Source organism: Kribbella sp. NPDC051952, from assembly GCF_040680855.1.
In the GTDB taxonomy this organism is placed as follows: Bacteria; Actinomycetota; Actinomycetes; order Propionibacteriales; family Kribbellaceae; genus Kribbella.
Window position 1 is genome coordinate 869424 of sequence record NZ_JBFAXQ010000001.1, and the last position, 17654, is coordinate 887077.

Annotated in this window: 14 protein-coding genes; 9 read left to right on the forward strand and 5 right to left on the reverse strand. The window is 67.7% G+C overall.

Annotated elements, in window-relative coordinates:
- Positions 1–8: 8 nt before the first annotated feature.
- From rhaS to AB0L70_RS04330, 7 genes are read left to right on the forward strand one after another with little or no spacing between them, the layout of a single operon-like run.
- Complete coding sequence (gene rhaS, locus AB0L70_RS04300; protein WP_363679790.1) at positions 9–1079, forward strand: rhamnose ABC transporter substrate-binding protein; 1071 nt, start codon at positions 9–11, stop codon at positions 1077–1079.
- A 9-nt stretch (positions 1080–1088) separates the two neighbouring features.
- Complete coding sequence (locus tag AB0L70_RS04305) at positions 1089–1418, forward strand: L-rhamnose mutarotase (RefSeq protein WP_363679792.1); 330 nt, start codon at positions 1089–1091, stop codon at positions 1416–1418.
- Positions 1419–1421: 3 nt separating this feature from the next.
- The gene (gene rhaI, locus AB0L70_RS04310; protein ID WP_363679794.1) at positions 1422–2585 is read left to right on the forward strand and encodes an L-rhamnose isomerase; all 1164 of its coding nucleotides are present in this window, start codon (positions 1422–1424) and stop codon (positions 2583–2585) included.
- Positions 2586–2591: 6 nt separating this feature from the next.
- The gene (locus AB0L70_RS04315; protein WP_363679796.1) at positions 2592–4625 is read left to right on the forward strand and encodes a bifunctional aldolase/short-chain dehydrogenase; all 2034 of its coding nucleotides are present in this window, start codon (positions 2592–2594) and stop codon (positions 4623–4625) included.
- 11 nt (positions 4626–4636) lie between these two features.
- Positions 4637–6064 (forward strand): L-fucose/L-arabinose isomerase family protein, encoded by a 1428-nt coding sequence (locus tag AB0L70_RS04320; RefSeq protein WP_363679798.1) that lies wholly within the window; start codon positions 4637–4639, stop codon positions 6062–6064.
- The gene (locus AB0L70_RS04325; RefSeq protein WP_363679800.1) at positions 6061–7485 is read left to right on the forward strand and encodes a rhamnulokinase family protein; all 1425 of its coding nucleotides are present in this window, start codon (positions 6061–6063) and stop codon (positions 7483–7485) included. Before AB0L70_RS04320 ends, AB0L70_RS04325 begins: the two co-directional genes overlap by 4 nt.
- A 4-nt stretch (positions 7486–7489) precedes the next feature.
- Positions 7490–7732 carry a helix-turn-helix domain-containing protein gene (locus tag AB0L70_RS04330; protein WP_363679802.1) on the forward strand — a complete coding sequence of 81 codons (243 nt, stop codon included), beginning with the start codon at positions 7490–7492 and terminating at the stop codon, positions 7730–7732.
- 42 nt (positions 7733–7774) lie between these two features.
- Here AB0L70_RS04330 and ilvA read toward each other — a convergent pair whose 3' ends face one another.
- Positions 7775–9070: a threonine ammonia-lyase IlvA gene (gene ilvA, locus AB0L70_RS04335; RefSeq protein WP_363679804.1), complete on the reverse strand. Its 1296-nt coding sequence runs from the start codon at positions 9068–9070 to the stop codon at positions 7775–7777.
- Positions 9071–9300: 230 nt separating this feature from the next.
- Here ilvA and AB0L70_RS04340 point away from each other — a divergent pair, with 230 nt between their 5' ends.
- Positions 9301–10167 carry a hypothetical protein gene (locus AB0L70_RS04340; RefSeq protein ID WP_363679806.1) on the forward strand — a complete coding sequence of 289 codons (867 nt, stop codon included), beginning with the start codon at positions 9301–9303 and terminating at the stop codon, positions 10165–10167.
- A 142-nt stretch (positions 10168–10309) separates the two neighbouring features.
- On the opposite strand, the gene AB0L70_RS04345 is transcribed toward AB0L70_RS04340, so the two are convergent.
- Positions 10310–11209 carry a hypothetical protein gene (locus AB0L70_RS04345; RefSeq protein ID WP_363679808.1) on the reverse strand — a complete coding sequence of 300 codons (900 nt, stop codon included), beginning with the start codon at positions 11207–11209 and terminating at the stop codon, positions 10310–10312.
- 81 nt (positions 11210–11290) lie between these two features.
- Between AB0L70_RS04345 and AB0L70_RS04350 the strand changes: the two genes are divergently transcribed.
- Positions 11291–12229, forward strand: a complete 939-nt coding sequence (locus AB0L70_RS04350) for a patatin-like phospholipase family protein (protein WP_363679810.1) — start codon at positions 11291–11293, stop codon at positions 12227–12229.
- Positions 12230–12266: 37 nt separating this feature from the next.
- Here AB0L70_RS04350 and AB0L70_RS04355 read toward each other — a convergent pair whose 3' ends face one another.
- The 3 genes from AB0L70_RS04355 to AB0L70_RS04365 all read right to left on the reverse strand — a co-directional run bounded on the left by AB0L70_RS04355 (position 12267) and on the right by AB0L70_RS04365 (position 17654).
- Positions 12267–13670: an FAD-binding oxidoreductase gene (locus AB0L70_RS04355; protein ID WP_363679812.1), complete on the reverse strand. Its 1404-nt coding sequence runs from the start codon at positions 13668–13670 to the stop codon at positions 12267–12269.
- A 112-nt stretch (positions 13671–13782) separates the two neighbouring features.
- Complete coding sequence (locus AB0L70_RS04360; protein WP_363679814.1) at positions 13783–16950, reverse strand: BTAD domain-containing putative transcriptional regulator; 3168 nt, start codon at positions 16948–16950, stop codon at positions 13783–13785.
- 44 nt (positions 16951–16994) lie between these two features.
- Positions 16995–17654: a class I SAM-dependent methyltransferase gene (locus AB0L70_RS04365; protein WP_363679816.1), complete on the reverse strand. Its 660-nt coding sequence runs from the start codon at positions 17652–17654 to the stop codon at positions 16995–16997.

Consider the following 17654-nt stretch of genomic DNA (forward strand, 5'->3'; position numbering starts at 1 on the left):
TGGAACCAATGAACCAACGGAAGAACCTGGCGGTGCTGGCCGTCCTCGCGCTCGCACTGACCGCGTGTGGCGGTGGTACGACGAAGTCGAGCACGGAGAGCCAGAACACGGCGGGCTCGTCGAACACCTCGGCCAAGGCCGATCCGAACGCCCCGCTCAAGGAGGGCCTGAAGATCGCGTACCTGCCGAAGCAGCTGAACAACCCGTACACGGATGTCGAGGTGGGCGGCGGCAAGGTCGCGGTCGGCGAGCTGAAGGGCGAGTACAAGCTGGTCGGCCCGAACGACGCGAGTGCGTCCTCGCAGGTCAGCTACATCAACACGCTGATCCAGCAGCAGCAGAACGTGATCGTGGTCGCCGCGAACGACCCGAACGCCGTCTGCCCCTCGCTGAACCAGGCCCGCAAGGCCGGCATCAAGGTGGTCAGCTTCGACTCCGACGCGTCGAAGAGCTGCCGGGACGCGTTCATCAACCAGGCCACCACGCAGGGAATCGGCGAGAGCCTGGTGAAGATGGCCAGCGAACTGGCCGGCGGTGCTGGTGACATCGCCATCCTGTCCGCGACGCCGAACGCCACGAACCAGAACTCCTGGATCGAGGTGATGAAGACCGAGCTGGCCAAGCCGGAGAACGCCAAGCTCAAGCTGGTCAAGATTGCCTACGGCAACGATGACGACCAGAAGTCGTTCACCGAGGCGCAGGGTCTGCTGCAGTCGTACCCGAACCTCAAGGTGATCGTGTCGCCGACCACGGTCGGTATCGCCGCCGCCTCCCGCTACGTCAGCGCCTCCAGCTACAAGGGCAAGGTGGCCATCACCGGACTCGGCCTGCCGAACCAGATGCGCCAGTACGTCAAGGACGGCACGGTGAAGAAGTTCGCGCTGTGGAACCCGGCCGACATCGGCTATCTGGCGGCGTACGCCGGGGCTGCTCTGAGCTCGGGTCAGATCACCGGCGCGCAAGGGGAGAAGTTCAAGGCCGGCAAGCTCGGCGAGTACACGGTCGGCGCCGACGGCGAGATCGTGCTCGGCCCCCCGACCGAGTTCACCGCCGCAAACATCGACAAGTTCAACTTCTGAGGGCTGCCCGTGAACCGCTATTGCTTCTGCCTCCAGGTCCGCCCGGACCGCTTGGACGAGTACGTCGACCACCACCGGAACGTCTGGCCGGACATGCAGGCCGCGCTCCGCGACTCCGGGTGGCACAACTACTCGCTCTTCCTCCGCGACGACGGCCTGCTGATCGGGTACGTCGAGTCCGAGGACCTGGAGGCCGCCCAGAAGGCAATGGCGGCCACCGAGGTGAACACCCGCTGGCAAGCCCAGATGACCGAATTCTTCACAGGTATAGACGGTAGGCCGCCGGACGAGTCGTTCCTGCTGCTGCCCGAGATCTTCCATTTGAAAGAAGAGGACTGAGCCATGACGACCGAAGCCGTGAAGGCCGCACTGAGCCGCCAGGAGATCGAGTTGCCCTCGTGGGCGTTCGGGAACTCCGGCACCCGGTTCAAGGTCTTCAGCCAGCCGGGCGTGCCGCGCTCCCCGGAGGAGAAGATCGCGGACGCGGCCGTCGTACACAAGTACACCGGGGTCGCGCCGAGCGTGGCGTTGCACATCCCGTGGGACAAGGTGGACGACTACGCCCGGCTGTCGGCGTACGCGAAGGAGCAGGGCGTCCGGCTGGGTGCGATCAACAGCAACGTGTTCCAGGACGACGACTACAAGCTCGGCAGCGTCACCAACCCGGATCCCGCCGTACGGCGGAAGGCCACCGACCACCTGCTCGAGTGCGTCGACATCATGGACGCGACCGGGTCCCAGGACCTGAAGCTGTGGTTCTCGGACGGGACGAACTACCCCGGCCAGGACGACATCCAGGACCGGCAGGATCGGCTCGCGACCGCGTTGAAGGAGGTCTACGACCGGCTCGGCGACGACCAGCGGATGCTGCTGGAGTACAAGCTGTTCGAGCCGGCCTTCTACACCACGGACGTGCCGGACTGGGGTACGTCGTACGCGCACTGTCTCGAACTGGGGCCGAAGGCAGTGGTGTGCATCGACACCGGGCACCACGCGCCGGGGACCAACATCGAGTTCATCGTGGCGTTCCTGCTGCGGGTCAAGAAGCTCGGCGCGTTCGACTTCAACAGCCGGTTCTACGCCGACGACGACCTGATGGTCGGTGCGGCGGACCCGTTCCAGCTGTTCCGGATCATGAACGAGATCGTCCGTGGTGACGCGCTCGACCCGGATCGCGGGATCGCGTTCATGCTCGATCAGTGCCACAACATCGAGGTGAAGATCCCGGCCATCATCCGGTCGGTGATGAACGTCCAGGAGGCCACCGCGAAGGCGCTGCTGGTCGACCGGGACGCGCTGCGGAAGGCCCAGCAGGAGGGTGACGTCCTCGAGGCGAACGCCGCGCTGATGGATGCCTACAACACCGACGTCCGCCCGCTGCTCGCCGACTTACGGGAGTCGCAGGGGCTGGAACCGAACCCGGTCGCGGCGTACAAGGCCAGCGGCTACTTCGACCAGATCGTGAAAGAACGAGCCGACGGCCAGCAGGCCGGATGGGGAGCCTGAACAGTAATGAGCGACAGTGCAGCCGAACTCGTTGCGCGTAGCAACCGACTCGGTGCCGATCCACGCAACACCAACTACGCCGGCGGGAACACGTCGGCGAAGGGGACCGCGACCGACCCGGTCACCCAGCAGCCCGTGGACCTGCTCTGGGTGAAGGGATCCGGCGGCGACCTGGGCACACTCACCGCGAAGGGTCTCGCGGTGCTCAGGCTCGATCGGTTGAAGTCGTTGGTCGACGTGTACCCGGGCGTCGACCGCGAGGACGAGATGGTCGCCGCCTTCGACTACTGCCTGCACGGCAAGGGCGGTGCGGCGCCGTCCATCGACACCGCGATGCACGGGCTGGTCGACTCCCCTCATGTCGATCATCTGCACCCGGACTCCGGGATCGCGCTGGCGACCGCGGCCGACGGCGAGAAGCTGACCGCGGAGTGCTTCGGCGACCGGGTGGTCTGGGTGCCGTGGCGGCGGCCCGGGTTCCAGCTCGGTCTCGACATCGCCGCCGTGAAGAAGGAGAACCCGGAGGCGATCGGCTGCATCCTCGGCGGGCACGGCATCACCGCGTGGGGCAACACGTCCGAGGAATGCGAAGCGAACTCCCTCGAGATCATCCGGACGGCGGAAGCCTTCCTGGCCGACCGTGGATCGGCCGAGCCCTTCGGAGCTGTGGTTCCCGGGTTCGAGGCGCTTCCCGAGGACGCCAGACGGCTCCGGGCCGCGGAGTTGGCGCCGGTGGTCCGCGGACTCGCCTCGACCGACAAACCGCAGGTCGGGCACTACACCGACGCTGACATCGTGCTGGAGTTCACCGCGCGGGAGAAGCTGGCGCCACTGGCCGCGCTCGGGACCTCGTGCCCGGACCATTTCCTGCGCACGAAGGTCCGCCCGCTGGTCCTCGACCTGCCGGCGAACGCACCCCTCGAGGACGCGGTCGCGCGGCTGAAGGAGCTGCACACCGCCTACCGCGAGGAGTACGCCGCCTACTACGACCGCAACGCGGAGCCGGACAGCCCGCCGATGCGCGGTGCGGATCCGGCGATCGTGCTGGTGCCCGGGGTCGGCATGTTCAGCTTCGGGAAGGACAAGCAGACCGCGCGGGTGGCCGGCGAGTTCTACGTGAACGCGATCAATGTGATGCGGGGCGCCGAGGCGGTGTCGACGTACGCGCCGATCGACGAGCGGGAGAAGTTCCGGATCGAGTACTGGGCACTCGAAGAAGCCAAGCTGCAGCGGATGCCGAAGGCCAAGCCGCTGGCGACCCGGATCGCGTTCGTGACCGGTGGTGGGTCCGGGATCGGCAAGGCGATCGCGCAGCGGCTGGCGGCCGAGGGCGCGTGCGTCGTGGTGGCGGACCTGGATCTGGCCGCGGCCGAGGCGGTCGCGAAGGAGATCGGCTCGTCCGACGTGGCCGTTGCCGTGGGCGCCGATGTGTCGTCGGCCGAGGCGGTCGAGGAGGCGATGCGCGAGGCCGTGCTGGCCTTCGGTGGCGTCGATCTGATCGTCAACAATGCCGGACTGTCGATCTCCAAGTCGTTGCTGGAGACCACGGAGCGCGACTGGGACCTGCAGCACGACGTGATGGCGAAGGGCTCGTTCCTGGTCTCGCGGGCAGCTGCGAAGGTGTTGATCGACCAGGACCTGGGCGGCGACATCGTCTACATCTCCAGCAAGAACGCGGTCTTCGCCGGCCCGAACAACGTCGCGTACGGCGCGGCGAAGGCCGATCAGGCCCACCAGGTCCGGTTGTTGGCCGCCGAGCTCGGCGGGTACGGCATCCGGGTCAACGGGGTCAATCCGGATGGCGTCGTACGCGGGTCCGGGATCTTTGCGAAGGGCTGGGGTGCGCAGCGGGCCGCGGTGTACGGCGTACCCGAGTCGGAGCTGGGTGCGTACTACGCGCAGCGGACGTTGCTCAAGCGGGAGGTGCTGCCGGAGAACGTCGCGGCTGCTGTGTTCGCGCTGACCGGTGGGGAACTGACCCACACGACCGGTCTGCATGTGCCTGTCGATGCCGGCGTGGCAGCCGCGTTCCTGCGGTAGGGGTGATGGCCATGGACAAGATCATGGACAGAATCACGCCGCGGAAGACCAGGATCGGTTTGGTCGCCGGTGGGCTCGGTGCGTACTGGCCGCAGTTCCCCGACCTGCTGCCGCAGTTGCAGGCGTCGGCGCGACGGGTGTCGGAGCGGTTCTCGGCGCTGGACTGCGAAGTCGTGGATGTCGGGTTCATCTCGGATGCGCAGGAGGGCGCTGTCGCGGCAGAGAAGTTGCGGCTGGCGGACTGCGATCTGATTGTCGGCTTTCTGACGACGTACATGACTGCGTCGATGCTGGTACCGGTGGCGCAGCGGTCGGGCGCTCCGGTGCTGCTGCTGAACCTGCAGCCGACCGAGGCGATGGATCACGCGACGTTCGACACCGGTGCGTGGCTCGCGTACTGCGGTGCTTGCCCGCTGCCCGAGATGGCCAACGCTTTCGAACGGTGTGGGATCGACTTCCGGTCGGTGTCCGGCTACCTGGAGGACGAGCGGGCCTGGGCGCGGATCGATCGGTGGATCCGGGCCGCCGGCGTGCGGGCTGCGTTCCGGCACGGGCGGCACGGTCTGCTCGGGCATCTCTACCCCGGGATGATGGACGTGATCACGGATCCGACGCTGGTGTCTGCGCAGCTCGGTGGGCACGTGGAGATCCTGGAGATCGACGACCTGCGGGTCCGGGTGGAGAAGGTCACGGCCGCCGAGACGGACGAGCGGATGAAACTCGCGCGGGACATCTTCACGCTGGACGACTCGGTCGACGAGGACGACTTCCGGTGGGGTGCGACGGTGTCGGTCGGACTCGACCGCCTGGTCGAGGACTTTGCTCTTGATTCGCTGGCCTATTACCACCGTGGCCTCGACGGCGAGATGCACGAGCGGGTCGCGGCCGGGATGATTCTCGGCGCCTCGTTGCTCACGGCAAGGGGTATTCCGGCGGCCGGTGAGTACGAGCTGCGGACATCGTTGGCGATGCTGGTGATGGATCGGCTTGGTGCGGGTGGTTCGTTCACCGAGCTGCAGGCGCTGAACTTCAACGACAACGTGGTCGAGATGGGTCACGACGGGCCGGCGCATCTGGCGATCAGTTCGGCCAAGCCGTTGTTGCGTGGGCTCGGGGTCTATCACGGCAAGCGCGGCTGGGGCGTGTCCGTCGAATTCGACGTGAAGCACGGTCCGGTGACCGCTTGTGGGCTTGGTCAGCGCCGGGACGGCTCGTTCAACCTGATCGCGTCGGAGGGCACCGTCGTACCCGGTCCGTTGTTGCGGATCGGGAACACCACGTCCCGGGTCGACTTCGGGTGTGATCCCGGTGAGTGGACCGACGCGTGGTCGGCCTCAGGTGTTGCGCACCACTGGGCTCTTGGTACCGGTCACCGGGCCAAGGACCTGGCTGCGGTCGCCGATCTCCTCCACCTCGACCTGACTGTCGTATCCCCATGAAGCGCGTCGCGGCGGTTGACCTAGGAGCCTCCAGCGGCCGAGTCATGCTCGGCATGGTGGGTCCTGGCGTGCTCGAGCTCTCCGAGGTCAACCGCTTCTGGAACGGCCCCGTTCGGACCGCCGGCACGCTGCACTGGGACGTCCTGCACCTCTATCACTCAATGCTCAAGGGCCTCCGGGGTGCCGGCCAGTTGGACGGCGTCGGCATTGACTCCTGGGCCGTCGACTATGGGCTGCTGGACGGCAAGGGCCGCCTGTTGGGGAACCCGGTCCACTACCGGGACTCCCGTACCGACGGCGTCATGGACCGGGTCCTGGAGACGGTTCCGGCCGCAGAGCTCTTCGACATCACCGGCCTGCAGCAGCTGCCTTTCAACACCATCTACCAGCTCGCTGCCGAGGGCCTCCTCGAGCAGGCCGAGACGTTGCTGATGATTCCTGACCTGCTCGGGTACTGGTTGACAGGTGAGATCGGGACCGAGCGGACCAACGCCTCCACCACGCAGCTGTACGACGTACGGACGCGTGAGTGGAGCGACTCGCTGGTGGCACGGATGGGACTGCCGCGGCGGCTGTTACCTGAGTTGCGGGATCCAGGGGACGTGATCGGCACGGTGCTGCCCGACGAGACCGGGCTTCCGCCTGGTACGCCGGTGATTGCCGTGGGCTCGCACGACACGGCCTCGTCCGTGGTGGCTGTGCCTGCGGGCGACGAACGGTTTGCGTATATCTCATCGGGTACCTGGTCCCTGGTGGGCCTGGAACTGGATGAGCCGGTACTCACGGACGCAGCCCGTGCGGCCAACTTCACCAACGAGGGTGGCGTCGACGGGCAGATCCGGTTCCTGCGGAACGTGATGGGGCTCTGGATCCTGCAGGAGTGCCAGCGCGTTTGGGCCGACGACGATCTGCCGACGCTCCTCCGGGATGCGGCCGCCGCGCCGCCGTTCGCCGTACTGATCGATCCGGACGCTCCGGAGTTCCTTGCTCCTGGCAACATGCCGGAGCGGATCAACGAGCACTGCCGCAAGATCGGGCAGGAACCACCGCAATCGCGCGCGGCTGCGGTTCGCTGTGTGCTGGAGAGTCTCGCCCTCGCTTATCGCCGTACGTTGCGAGCTGCGCAGTCCATCGCGGACCGCGAGGTCGACGTACTGCATGTCATCGGAGGCGGCTCGCAGAACGAGTTGCTCTGCCAGTTGACCGCCGACGCGTGCGGATTGCCCGTGCTGGCCGGCCCGGTCGAGGCCTCCGCTCTGGGCAACGTATTGGTACAGGCTCGCGCTCTGGGCGAGCCATTACCGGACCTGGCCGCGATGCGCGCGCTGGTCCGGTCCACCCATCACCTGCGGCGCTACGAGCCGCAGGCCAAACCGGCCGACTGGGACGCCGCCGAGTCCCGAATGTTCGGAAACAGGTGATTGTATGACCGTCCTCCCGCAGGAATTTCGCCCTCTCGCTCGCCGGGTTCCGCCCCGCGAGATCAGCCATGACGACCTGCAGCTGCTCCGCCTCCTCGCCACCGGCCTCCCGGTGGACGCGGTCGCGCGCCGCCTCGACCTGTCCGAGCGGACTGTCCGCCGCCGTACGCGCCTGGTGTGCGATCGGCTCGGATTCAGTACCGCGATCGAAGCCATCGTCTGGGCCGCTCGCCGCGGCCTGGTCTGAGTCACGGCCGCGCTGATCCCGCCCGGCGCGGGGTCGGCGCGGTCAGATCAGGTAGCGGAACTCGGGCGAGTTCGGGTTGATTCGCTCGATGTCGAGGGGTGCCGCGTGCATGCGCGCGAGTAGCCCGTCGAGGTCGCCGGCCCGGCTGATCTCGATGCCGACCAGGGCGACACCGGTCTCCCGGTTGTTGCGCTTCACGTACTCGAACAGGGCGATGTCGTCGTCCGGCCCGAGCACCCCGTCCAGGAACTGGCGCAGGGCCCCGGGCTCCTGCGGGAACGTCACCAGGAAGTAGTGCTTGAGTCCTTCGTAGACGAGCGATCGCTCGAGGATCTCGCCGTACCGGCTGACGTCGTTGTTCCCGCCGGACAGCAAGCAGACGACGGTCTCACCCGGCCGCACGGTCAAACCGTTGCCCAAGGCACCTGTTGACAGCGCACCGGCCGGCTCGGCGATCAGGCCGTCGGTCTGGTAGAGCTCGAGCATCTCCGAGCAGACCAGACCCTCGGGGATCGACATCAGCTCGACGCCGGCCTGCTCGACCAACGGCAGCGTCACGTCACCGACCCGGCGTACGGCGGCTCCGTCCACAAAGCTGTCCAGCTGCGGCAAGGTCACTGGCTCGCCGGCCTCCAGCGCGGCCGCCATGCTCGCCGCTCCACCCGGCTCAACCCCAACGATCCGTACGCCGGGATGCCGCTGCGTCAGCCAGGTCGCGACACCGGCCACCAGCCCGCCACCACCGACCGGAACCACCAGTACGTCGGGTGCCTGACCGAGCTGCTCGACGAGCTCGACGGCCACAGTCCCTTGTCCTGCAACAGTTCTCGCATCGTCGAACGCGGGCACGATCGTCGCGCCGGTGGCCTCACCTTCGGCGTACGCCGCGGCGGCAGCGTCGTCGTAGGTATCGCCGGTGACGATCACCTGGATCTGCTTGCCACCGAGGGCCGCGATCCGGTCCCGCTTCTGGCGTGGCGTCGTCCGCGGGACGTAGACCTTGCCGTGGACGCCGAGGATGTGACACGAGTACGCGAGGCCCTGGCCGTGGTTGCCCGCGCTCGCGCAGACGACGCCGGCCGACTTGGCCGCGTCGTCGAGCTGGGAGATCAGGTTGTAGGCACCGCGAACCTTGTAGGAACGGCCGATCTGCAGGTCCTCCCGCTTCAGCCAGACCTGTGCGCCGGTGCGCTCGGAGAGGCGGAGGTTGCGTTGTAACGGGGTGCGTACGGCGACACCGTTCAGTCGTTCGACCGCGGCCTCGATCGCGTCCGCGTCGACCGCCGTTCCCAGGCTGGTTCGAGCGACTGAACCAGTGCCTGCACTACTGCCCTGCATGAGCTTCCCTTCCGTGCATTTGCACGATCCTCGCCGAATCGCTCGCTGCCCAAGACGACCCCCGTCCACACTACGGACGGGGGGATACCCGTTGCGCAACAGACTCTTGCACCATGCGTGAAACGGCTCTTCACTGGGCAGTCTAGTTTTCATACGCTCACTCGGTGTAACGGCCAGGGCTCTGGACGGGATGAGCCGAGTAAAGCCGGTCAGAAGGACTGGAGGGCAGGATGGAACTGATTCCGTTCAGTCTGTGGGGCGACGCTTTGTGGTGCGGTCAGGAAGTCGTGCGGGAGGCTCCGCACGAGCAGGCGATCAGAAGCCTGTTCCCCGACCCCATCCCCGCGCGCGGCGCAGACCTGGACACCGACGCGGATCTGGTCCCGGAACCGCGCAACCGTTTCGATCCCCGATCAATCGCCGTACGGGTGCAGGGGAAGGTTGTCGGCTACTTGCCGAGGGACGATGCGCACCGGTATCACCCGGTGTTGTCAGAACTGGTGGGACAAGGCCTGCAACCGCAGGTTCCGTGCCACCTGTGGGTCAGTGAGTGGGAGCCGGCGGACTGGGACGGCAAGAACGACCAGGGCACCGAGTTCCACGCCAGTGTGGCGGTGGCCCTCGGGCAGCCGCACATGCTCGTTCCGGTGAATCTGCCGCCGCCTGGCAGCTATCACCTACTACCGCCCGGCAGCGGCATCGTCGTACCGGGGAGTGAAGTGCACCCCGACGTACTGGCGCCGTTCTTCCGGGCGGAGGGCGAGTGCTGGGCGTACGCCACCATGCATGCGGTCGAAGAGGAGGACGGCATCCAGGACCGGCATCGGATCGTGGTCGAGATCCGGCTGGACGACGAACCGGTCGGCCGGCTCAGCCCACGGCTGAGTGCGGAGTTCCTGCCCGCCATCCACTACCTGACCGACATGCGTGCCGAACCCGCCGCCCGCGTCGCCGTCCGCGGCGACCGAACCGCATCGGAGGTGATCTTGTACGCGGCGCGGAGTCACGACCTGCCGGCTACCTGGCCGGACGGCCTGACCCGCTCCCCCATCGCGTCCCCGCAATGGATCTACTGGGCCGCCAAAGAGGCCAACTAGGCGGCTGCGCTGTACTCACCATGCCTCACTGGTGGGTACAGCGGAGCTACTTGACACCACCCTCCTCAGACCCGACGGAGGGACTCGCGAGTCATCCACGGACGACGGTCTCCTCACCGAGGAGGCCGTCGTCTCGTTGAGCTCAGGCTTCGCGTGCGCCTGGCCGGGTCTGGGAACCCATTTGATAGGCCACGCGTGGATCGACGCGTGCGCCCGTCGGTGCCGCGACCGCCGGCGTACCGTCCGGCCGGGTGGGAGCGCCGGTGGCTGCGACGCCCGAGGTTGCGGCGGCCTGTGCGGCCCGGGCTTCGACCGCAGCCAGGGGCCGGCCGGTCGGCGCCGGCGGATGGGCGAGCTTCTCCACCGCCTCGAGTCCGATCCCCGCGACCTCGCTGCCGGTCATGCGAGCCTCGAGCAGGGTCTGGTCGAACGCCCGTGGCGGCAGACCGGAGTGCCCGGTCAGGTCGGCCGCGTCGATCGTCCTGGCGTGGTTCTCCATCTGCTGCTGGATGCTGCTGATCGCGTTCTCGTGCTGCTCGACGGGGATCTGCGCCTGCGCCTCCGGCGAGGACCTGAAGAGAACTGTCGCGGCAGTTCGCATCGGCGACGTCTGCGGCGCTGGTCCGTGCGAGGCGGACAGCAGGTCCCTGGCGACGTCGCGGTTGGGGAAGCGGTCGCTCAAGGTCTCGACGAAGCCCTCGGCCGCAACCTGGCGCACCTGGTCGCGAAGCTGGCCGGCCGGATCGCCCATCACCCGTTGGTCGAGGATCGCCCGATAGGGCTGCGGGACGTCGCTGGCCGCAATCATGTTGTCCACGTCCCGCACAGCCACCTGCCGGGCCAGCCCGCGGACCATGCCCACGTGCCTGAACTCCCCGGCGTACGCATCGGTCATCGCGTCACAGATGGCCGATCGATCTCCACCCGGACTGGAGCCGTCGAACCGCCCCACGTCATCCTTCATCGGCCGTCCGGTGTGCTGCTGCACCATCCGCGACATCCTGGCCCACCACTGACCACGCTCGTCCGCAGCCCTCGCCACATCTCCTCCTAGACCCCCGCTAACCCGCCGGTAACGATAGCCGCCTATTGTCGGGACGAGTTCGTACAGGAGCGCTGTCGCATGTCTCACGAATCCTCAACGTATGACGCAGTGCGACGTACGTCGAACAACGTTGCCCTGGTACTCGGTGGTGGCGGCGCTGCCGGGCAGGCGTGGCAGATCGGTGTCATCGCCGGTCTGGCCGAAGCCGGCCTCGATCTGATCGAGGCCGCCGAGCTGGTGATCGGCACCTCGTCCGGTTCCACCACGGCCGCGTGGGTCCGCAGCGGGATACCGGCGGCCGAGCTGTTCGCCAAGGTGCTGGCTGAGCCGAGTAGGCCGACCCGGCAACGCCCGCCCTCCGCGCAGCCCAACCCGGTCTTCGAGCGGATGCGGGCCATCGGCGCCGCGGCCACCTCGGCAGCGGAGCTAAGAAAGGCGATGGGCGCGTACGGGTTGGAGAGCGACTCCGCGTACGGACCTGAGGTGACGGAACAGCGGCGCGCAATGGTCGCCGCCCGCTTGCCCAACCACGAATGGTCGGACCGTCCGCTGATCGTGACGGCCGTCAACGCGCAGACCGGCGAGTTGGTCGCGTTCGACCGCGATTCCGGTGTCGACCTGGTGGACGCGGTCACCGCGAGTACGGCGTTGCCCGGTGGCGGCCCCACCCACAACATCAACGGCACCCGCTATATCAACGGCGGCGTCCGCTCCGCCGAGAACGCCGACCTCGCCGCGGGCTACCCGAACGTCATCGTGCTCGCGCCCTTCGGCGGCCGAACAGGTCCGCTACCGGAAGGCCAGTTCGAAGGCATCCGCAGATTCCCAGGCGCGGACCTGCCAAGCCACATCGAGGCCCTCCGCGACCAAGGCAGCCACGTCGAGCTCATCACCCCCGACCCCGCCTCCCTAGCCGCCATGGGCACCAACCAAATGGACCCGGCCACCCGCCTTCCCACCGCCCAAGCCGGCCACACCCAAGGCAAACAAGAAGCCCTCCGCATCACGCTCCGCTGACAGAAGCCCAGGCGATCGCCTGGGCTTCTGAATGGGTCTACTGAGGTTGAATGTTCTGGTTCAGGTGGAAGAGGTTGGTCGGGTCGTAGGTGTTCTTGACCGCCACCAGCCGCTCGTACGTCGCCGGTGGGTAGGACGCTCGAACGATGTCCTCGTTCGTCTCGCCGGTGAAGTTCACGTACGACGCCGCGTCCGGACCCAGTGACGCACCGGACGACCGGGCCCACTGCACGGCCGCGTCGTACCCGTCCGCTTCGGGGCTCCGGGCAACCACATTGAGGATGAACTCCCGGTCCCGCGTCCCGAACGCGGTAGCGTCCGCCGGTACCCGCCCCATCGCCCCGCCCAGGTGATGGACGTGAAGCTCAGACACCCCGTTCGGTACGGCGGCATGCGCCGAAGCGAGAGCCTCGACCGTCGCATCGTCGAGCGAACTGAAGAACGCCGACCGGAAGTAGTTCCGCATCCCCCGTGGGAACAGTGGATCGAGCAGCGTCTGCATCGCGACGTACGGCATCGGCCCGAACAGATCCGCCACCACCGGCGCCAGCTCTCGGAACGGCTTCGTCGCCGCGTCACCCTCTTCGAGGGATCCGGACCACATGCCGAGTACGGCGACGATCGGCTTGCCGTGCACCTCTTCCGGCAGGAACGGCAACGGCGGTGCGGTGGTCAGATTGATTGCCAACGACAACTCATCCGGCGCCGCGGACGCCACCTCACCGAAACCACGCAGTACGTCGGCAGCCCGGTCACCCGGGTAGAAGACCAGCCCGGCGTACACCGTCGGACCGACCTCATGCGCCTGGAACTCGAACGACGTGACGACCCCGAAGTTGCCGCCACCACCCTGCAACGCCCACAGGAGTTCAGGGTTCTCGTCCGCACTCGTGTGCAGATACCGACCGTCAGCCGTCACCACATCCGCCCCGACGAGGTTGTCGGCCGCGAGCCCGAACCGCCGTACCAGCCAACCGATCCCACCGCCGAGGGTGAACCCGGCGACACCGGTCGACGACACCAGACCGCCGGTGACGGCCAGCCCGAACGCCTGCGCCTCGGCGTCGACGTCTGCCCAGGTGGCGCCGCCTTGCGCCACGATCCGCTGTCGATCCGGATCGATCCGCACCGAGTTCATCTGGGACAGGTCGATCACCAGACCGCCGTCCGTGGTCGAGAACCCGGGGATGCTGTGCCCGCCACCCCGTACGGCCAGCGTCAGCCCCTCGCTCCGGGCGAACTCGACCGCCCGGATGACGTCCGCCACGCCGCGGCTGCGCACGATCAGCGCGGGTCTCTTGTCATGCGCGGCGTTCCAGATCGACCGTGCCTCGTCGTACGACGGGTCGGTCGGGCGGATCAGCTCACCACGAAGTCCCTCGGCGAGTTCACCGAGCGTGGCCTCCCCGAGGCTGTCCTGCCGCGCTTGCGTCGTTGTCATCTCAGCTCCTGATTCGTCCCGCTCAGGAGGAACTCCCCCGAGCACCAACGACGCTAGGAAGTCGGCCTTCGCAGTGGCTTAGCGTGACTTAGCTCGCCCTGAGCGACCGCGATCAGGGGTTGCGAAGGAGGGCGTCGGCGCGTGCGGTGCCGATCCGGCAGCCCAATCGGGCGAGGATGTCGAACGCGATCCGACCGTGCCCGGTCAGTGTCTCGGAGTCACCGTCGTCCTGGGCGAGTTCGGCGGCGAGGAGCCGCGCCCAGGCCTCGAGCCGGAGATATCCCTGCGGCCGAAACGCCTCCACTGCCTGTTCGGCGAGCAATCGGGCGACCTGTCGTTGGCCGGCGTACAACTCGACGACGGTGAGGTTCAGCAGCGCGCCCGCCGCGGCCGGCGCATCGTCGACCGCCTCGCCGCGGTCGAGGGCCAGGCGGGTGAGCCGCCGCCCCCCACCGGGGTCACCAGCCGCGGCAGACAGCAGCCCGAGATTGCCCAATGTGAGGTTCTCGCCGCGGCGATCGCCAAGCTGCTCGCGGATCCGGAGCGCCTCACGGAGATGCTCCTCGGCCGGCGCGAACAGCCCCTGGTCGCGCTCGATGCAGCCCAGATGATTGAGCGCATGCCCGAGCCCTGGCGCGTCGTCGATACCGGCGAACACCTCGACAGAACGTCGTACGGCGTCCAGCGCGGCAACGAGATCGCCCGCGAGTCGATGCGCGTCGGCGAAGGCCGACAAGGCGTACCCCCGGCCCTGTACGGCGCCGACCCGGCGCCCGAGCAGGAACGTCTCCTCGAACACCGGGACCATCAGTTCGCCGACCGGTACGAGCGGCAGGCATATCGTGACCGCGGGGAAGAACGGAACGGTGGTCGTGTCGATCAGGCTCAACCGCCGCAGGCATTCGGTGAATCGTTCCTGCGCGGGTACGACGTCCTCGCGGAACAACGCGATCATTGCCGCCAGCCCCTGAGCGGCGGCGGCCACGGGCGTCGCACCCAGGAAGTTCGCCCGTTCGAACGCGTCCGCGGCGGTCCCGGAGATCTCGTCGAGGTCACCGCTCCCGAGCAGCAGCGTGCCGCGCAGTACTCGCGCTGCCACGACGTCAGCCGGGTCCTCGGACTGATCCGCGACGGAGATCGCCTGGTCGCCGAGCGCAGGGATCCGGTTGCTCAGACCACCTCGCGCGTGCAGGATCGCCAGCGCGAAGATCGCCCGTACCCGTTGCCGGGACGGCACGACCGCGACCTCGAGGATGCGTTCGAGCCAGCCCGCTCCTTCGGCGAAATGACCTCGCGCGAGCCAGTACTGCGAGAGGCTCACCCCGAGGAGCAGCGCACGCTCGTGATCGTGGCGGATCGCCCAGCCGAGTGCGGCGCGCAGGTTGTCGTGGTCGGCGTCGAGCGCCTGCGGACGTTCGACGGCAACGCCTGCCCGCTCCGGATCCTGGTCGGACGCCAGCTCGAGGAAGTGCCGGCAGTGCGCGGCCTCCAACCGTTCGACCTCCTGCGCGGTGACGAGATGCTCCCGCGCGAACTGCCGAATGGTCTCCAGAAGCCGATAGCGCGACCGCGGCCCGTCGTGATCGACCACCAGCAGGGATTTGTCGACCAATCGACCGAGACAGTCGAGCACCTCCGGGCCAGGTATCCGTTCGTCTGCACACACCTGCTCGACCGACGGAAGCGAGAAGCTGCCGGCAAAGACCGCGAGCCGACGCAACAACACCTGCTCGTCGTCCGACAGCAACGCATGGCTCCACCCGAGCGCGGCCCGCAACGTCGCGTGCCGGGTCACCCCACCGTGTCGACTGAGCAGGGGGAGGGCCTCACCCAGCCGCTCGGCGATCTCGGCCGGCTCGAGGTGCGAGGCGCGTGCAGCGGCGAGCTCCAGTGCGAGCGGAATGCCGTCGAGACAACGGCAGATCTCGACGACCGACGCGGCGTTGTCCGCATCGAGAACGAACCCGGGCCGGACATCCTGAGCTCGATCGACGAAGAGCCGTACGGACGCCAACGTTCCGAGCCGCTGCAGATCACCGGCATCCGAAGCTTCTGGCAGCTCGAGGGATGGAACCCGGAAGGTCACCTCGCCCGGAGCGTGCAGGGGCTCGCGGCTCGTCGCGAGGATGGTGACTCCGGGGCAACTCCGCCGTACGGCGCTCGCGAGGCCGGCGCAGGCGGCGAGTAGGTGTTCGCAGCTGTCGAGCACGAGGAGAAGGTTGCGCGGAGCCAGGCGGGTGATCAGGGCGCGCAAGGAGTCAGAGGTTGCCGCAGGCTCCAGTCCGAGGGCGGCCGTGACGGTGTCGGCGACGAGATGTGGGTCCGTCACGGGTACGAGATCCGCGATCCACACACCGTCGTCGTACTGGTCGAGCAGCCGGCGCGCGGCCTCTTCCGCGAGCCGCGTCTTGCCGGCGCCGCCGACTCCGGTGAGGGTGACCAGTCGGCCGCGGTCGAGCAAGCGGTGGATGTCGGTGATCTCCCGTTCGCGGCCGACGAAGCTCGTCAGGGCCGTCGCGAGGTTGTGGTGCGGGCGGTCCTTCCTGGTGGGGCTGCCGTTGCCGCTGAGGAGCTCGCCGTACAACTGCTGGGTCTCGGGGTCCGGGTCGGTGCCGTACGTCGTACGTAGGTCCGCACGGAGACGTTCGTACTGGGCGAGTGCTTCGGAGGATCGCCCTGCTGTGGTGTGGCGGCGCATCAGGTTGCGGACAGCGCGTTCGTGTAGCGGGTCGATCTCGAGTGCGCGGTGGAGCGCGTCGAGTGCCTCGACCTCGTGATCCGCCGCCTCTGCGAGGTCGACGAGGAGTTCGCAGAAGTTGGCCCGGAGCTCTTCCCGCGGTCTGGTCGCCCAGTCCTCGAAGCGGTCCTCGGGCAGCAGGTCGCCCGTGTACGCGGTGATCGCGGTGCGCAGTTCTCCGAGGTCGCCGCTCGTCCGGGCGAGGGCGGCCAACCGCTCGAAGGTACGAACGTCAACGTCGAGCAACCCGTCCGCGACCAACACCACGAAGTCGTCCCGCAACTCCAACAGACCGTTGCTCGACTCGTCGCCTGCAAGCGCCCGCCGCGCGACGTGCAGCGCTTGGTGCAGATTGTTGACCGCGGAATTCGGCGCCCGATCCGGCCACAACTCCTCGATCAGTACGTCGCGGTGCAGCCGCTGATCCCGGGTCAACGCCAGCATCTTCACCAGCGTCCGCGCCTTCCGCAGACGCCAAGCCCGCCCATCGACGGGCTCACCCCCTCGATCGACCCCGAACCCGCCCAGCAGCCGAATCCGCACCTCACCCTCCCCCTGAGAGCGTAGACGCCGTTCGTGCCCTTGGATCAGATTGTGCAGACGAGGTTGCCGCCGTCCTGCGACACGACCTCAAATCCCGCGCGCTCGATCTCAGCCCGCAACGCCGAGGCCGGCAAGTGCCGCCGATGCGGGACGTCCCGGTCGCCCTGGTAGCAGATCCCGCTGCTCGCGTCGTACCGAAACCCGTCCCCGTAGACCCGCTCCGGCTCGTAGACAGCAGTGGAAATGAGATAGAAGCCCTTCAAACGAGCGCGTACGGCCGCAAACAGTCGGGCCCGATCGTCGTCCATCACAATCGACTGAAGAACATAGCTGTCGACAATCAGGTCGTACTGCTTCCCGGCCGGCTCATCGGCCAACTCACAAATGTCCTGTACGCCGAAGTCGACCTCCAGCCCACGTTCCGCCGCAAACCCCCGAGCGAGCTCAATTGCCTGTGGAATAAGGTCGATCGCCTCAACCCGAAACCCCCGAGCCGCCAAATAGCAAGCCGCCGGCCCGGTCCCGCATCCGTACTCCAGAACGTCGCCGCTCACGTCGAGCCGACTCAGCGCGTCCTCGAGAAACTCCCGATTCGGGAAAGCATCAAACCCTTCAGCCTCCCCGAACAGTGCACTCCACTGAGCCAATCCCTCCGCCCGCAGCCGGCGATAGGCGTCTTCGTGTTCGGCGTAGTAGTACTTCAC

What these genes read in the sequence shown, in the direction of transcription:
- rhaS (WP_363679790.1), top strand. Translation starts at nt 9, where the DNA reads ATGAACCAACGGAAGAACCTGGCGGTGCTGGCCGTCCTCGCGCTCGCA.
- rhaI (WP_363679794.1), top strand. Translation starts at nt 1,422, where the DNA reads ATGACGACCGAAGCCGTGAAGGCCGCACTGAGCCGCCAGGAGATCGAG.
- AB0L70_RS04315 (WP_363679796.1), top strand. Translation starts at nt 2,592, where the DNA reads ATGAGCGACAGTGCAGCCGAACTCGTTGCGCGTAGCAACCGACTCGGT.
- AB0L70_RS04320 (WP_363679798.1), top strand. Translation starts at nt 4,637, where the DNA reads ATGGACAAGATCATGGACAGAATCACGCCGCGGAAGACCAGGATCGGT.
- AB0L70_RS04325 (WP_363679800.1), top strand. Translation starts at nt 6,061, where the DNA reads ATGAAGCGCGTCGCGGCGGTTGACCTAGGAGCCTCCAGCGGCCGAGTC.
- AB0L70_RS04330 (WP_363679802.1), top strand. Translation starts at nt 7,490, where the DNA reads ATGACCGTCCTCCCGCAGGAATTTCGCCCTCTCGCTCGCCGGGTTCCG.
- ilvA (WP_363679804.1), bottom strand. Translation starts at nt 9,070, where the DNA reads ATGCAGGGCAGTAGTGCAGGCACTGGTTCAGTCGCTCGAACCAGCCTG.
- AB0L70_RS04340 (WP_363679806.1), top strand. Translation starts at nt 9,301, where the DNA reads ATGGAACTGATTCCGTTCAGTCTGTGGGGCGACGCTTTGTGGTGCGGT.
- AB0L70_RS04350 (WP_363679810.1), top strand. Translation starts at nt 11,291, where the DNA reads ATGTCTCACGAATCCTCAACGTATGACGCAGTGCGACGTACGTCGAAC.
- AB0L70_RS04355 (WP_363679812.1), bottom strand. Translation starts at nt 13,670, where the DNA reads ATGACAACGACGCAAGCGCGGCAGGACAGCCTCGGGGAGGCCACGCTC.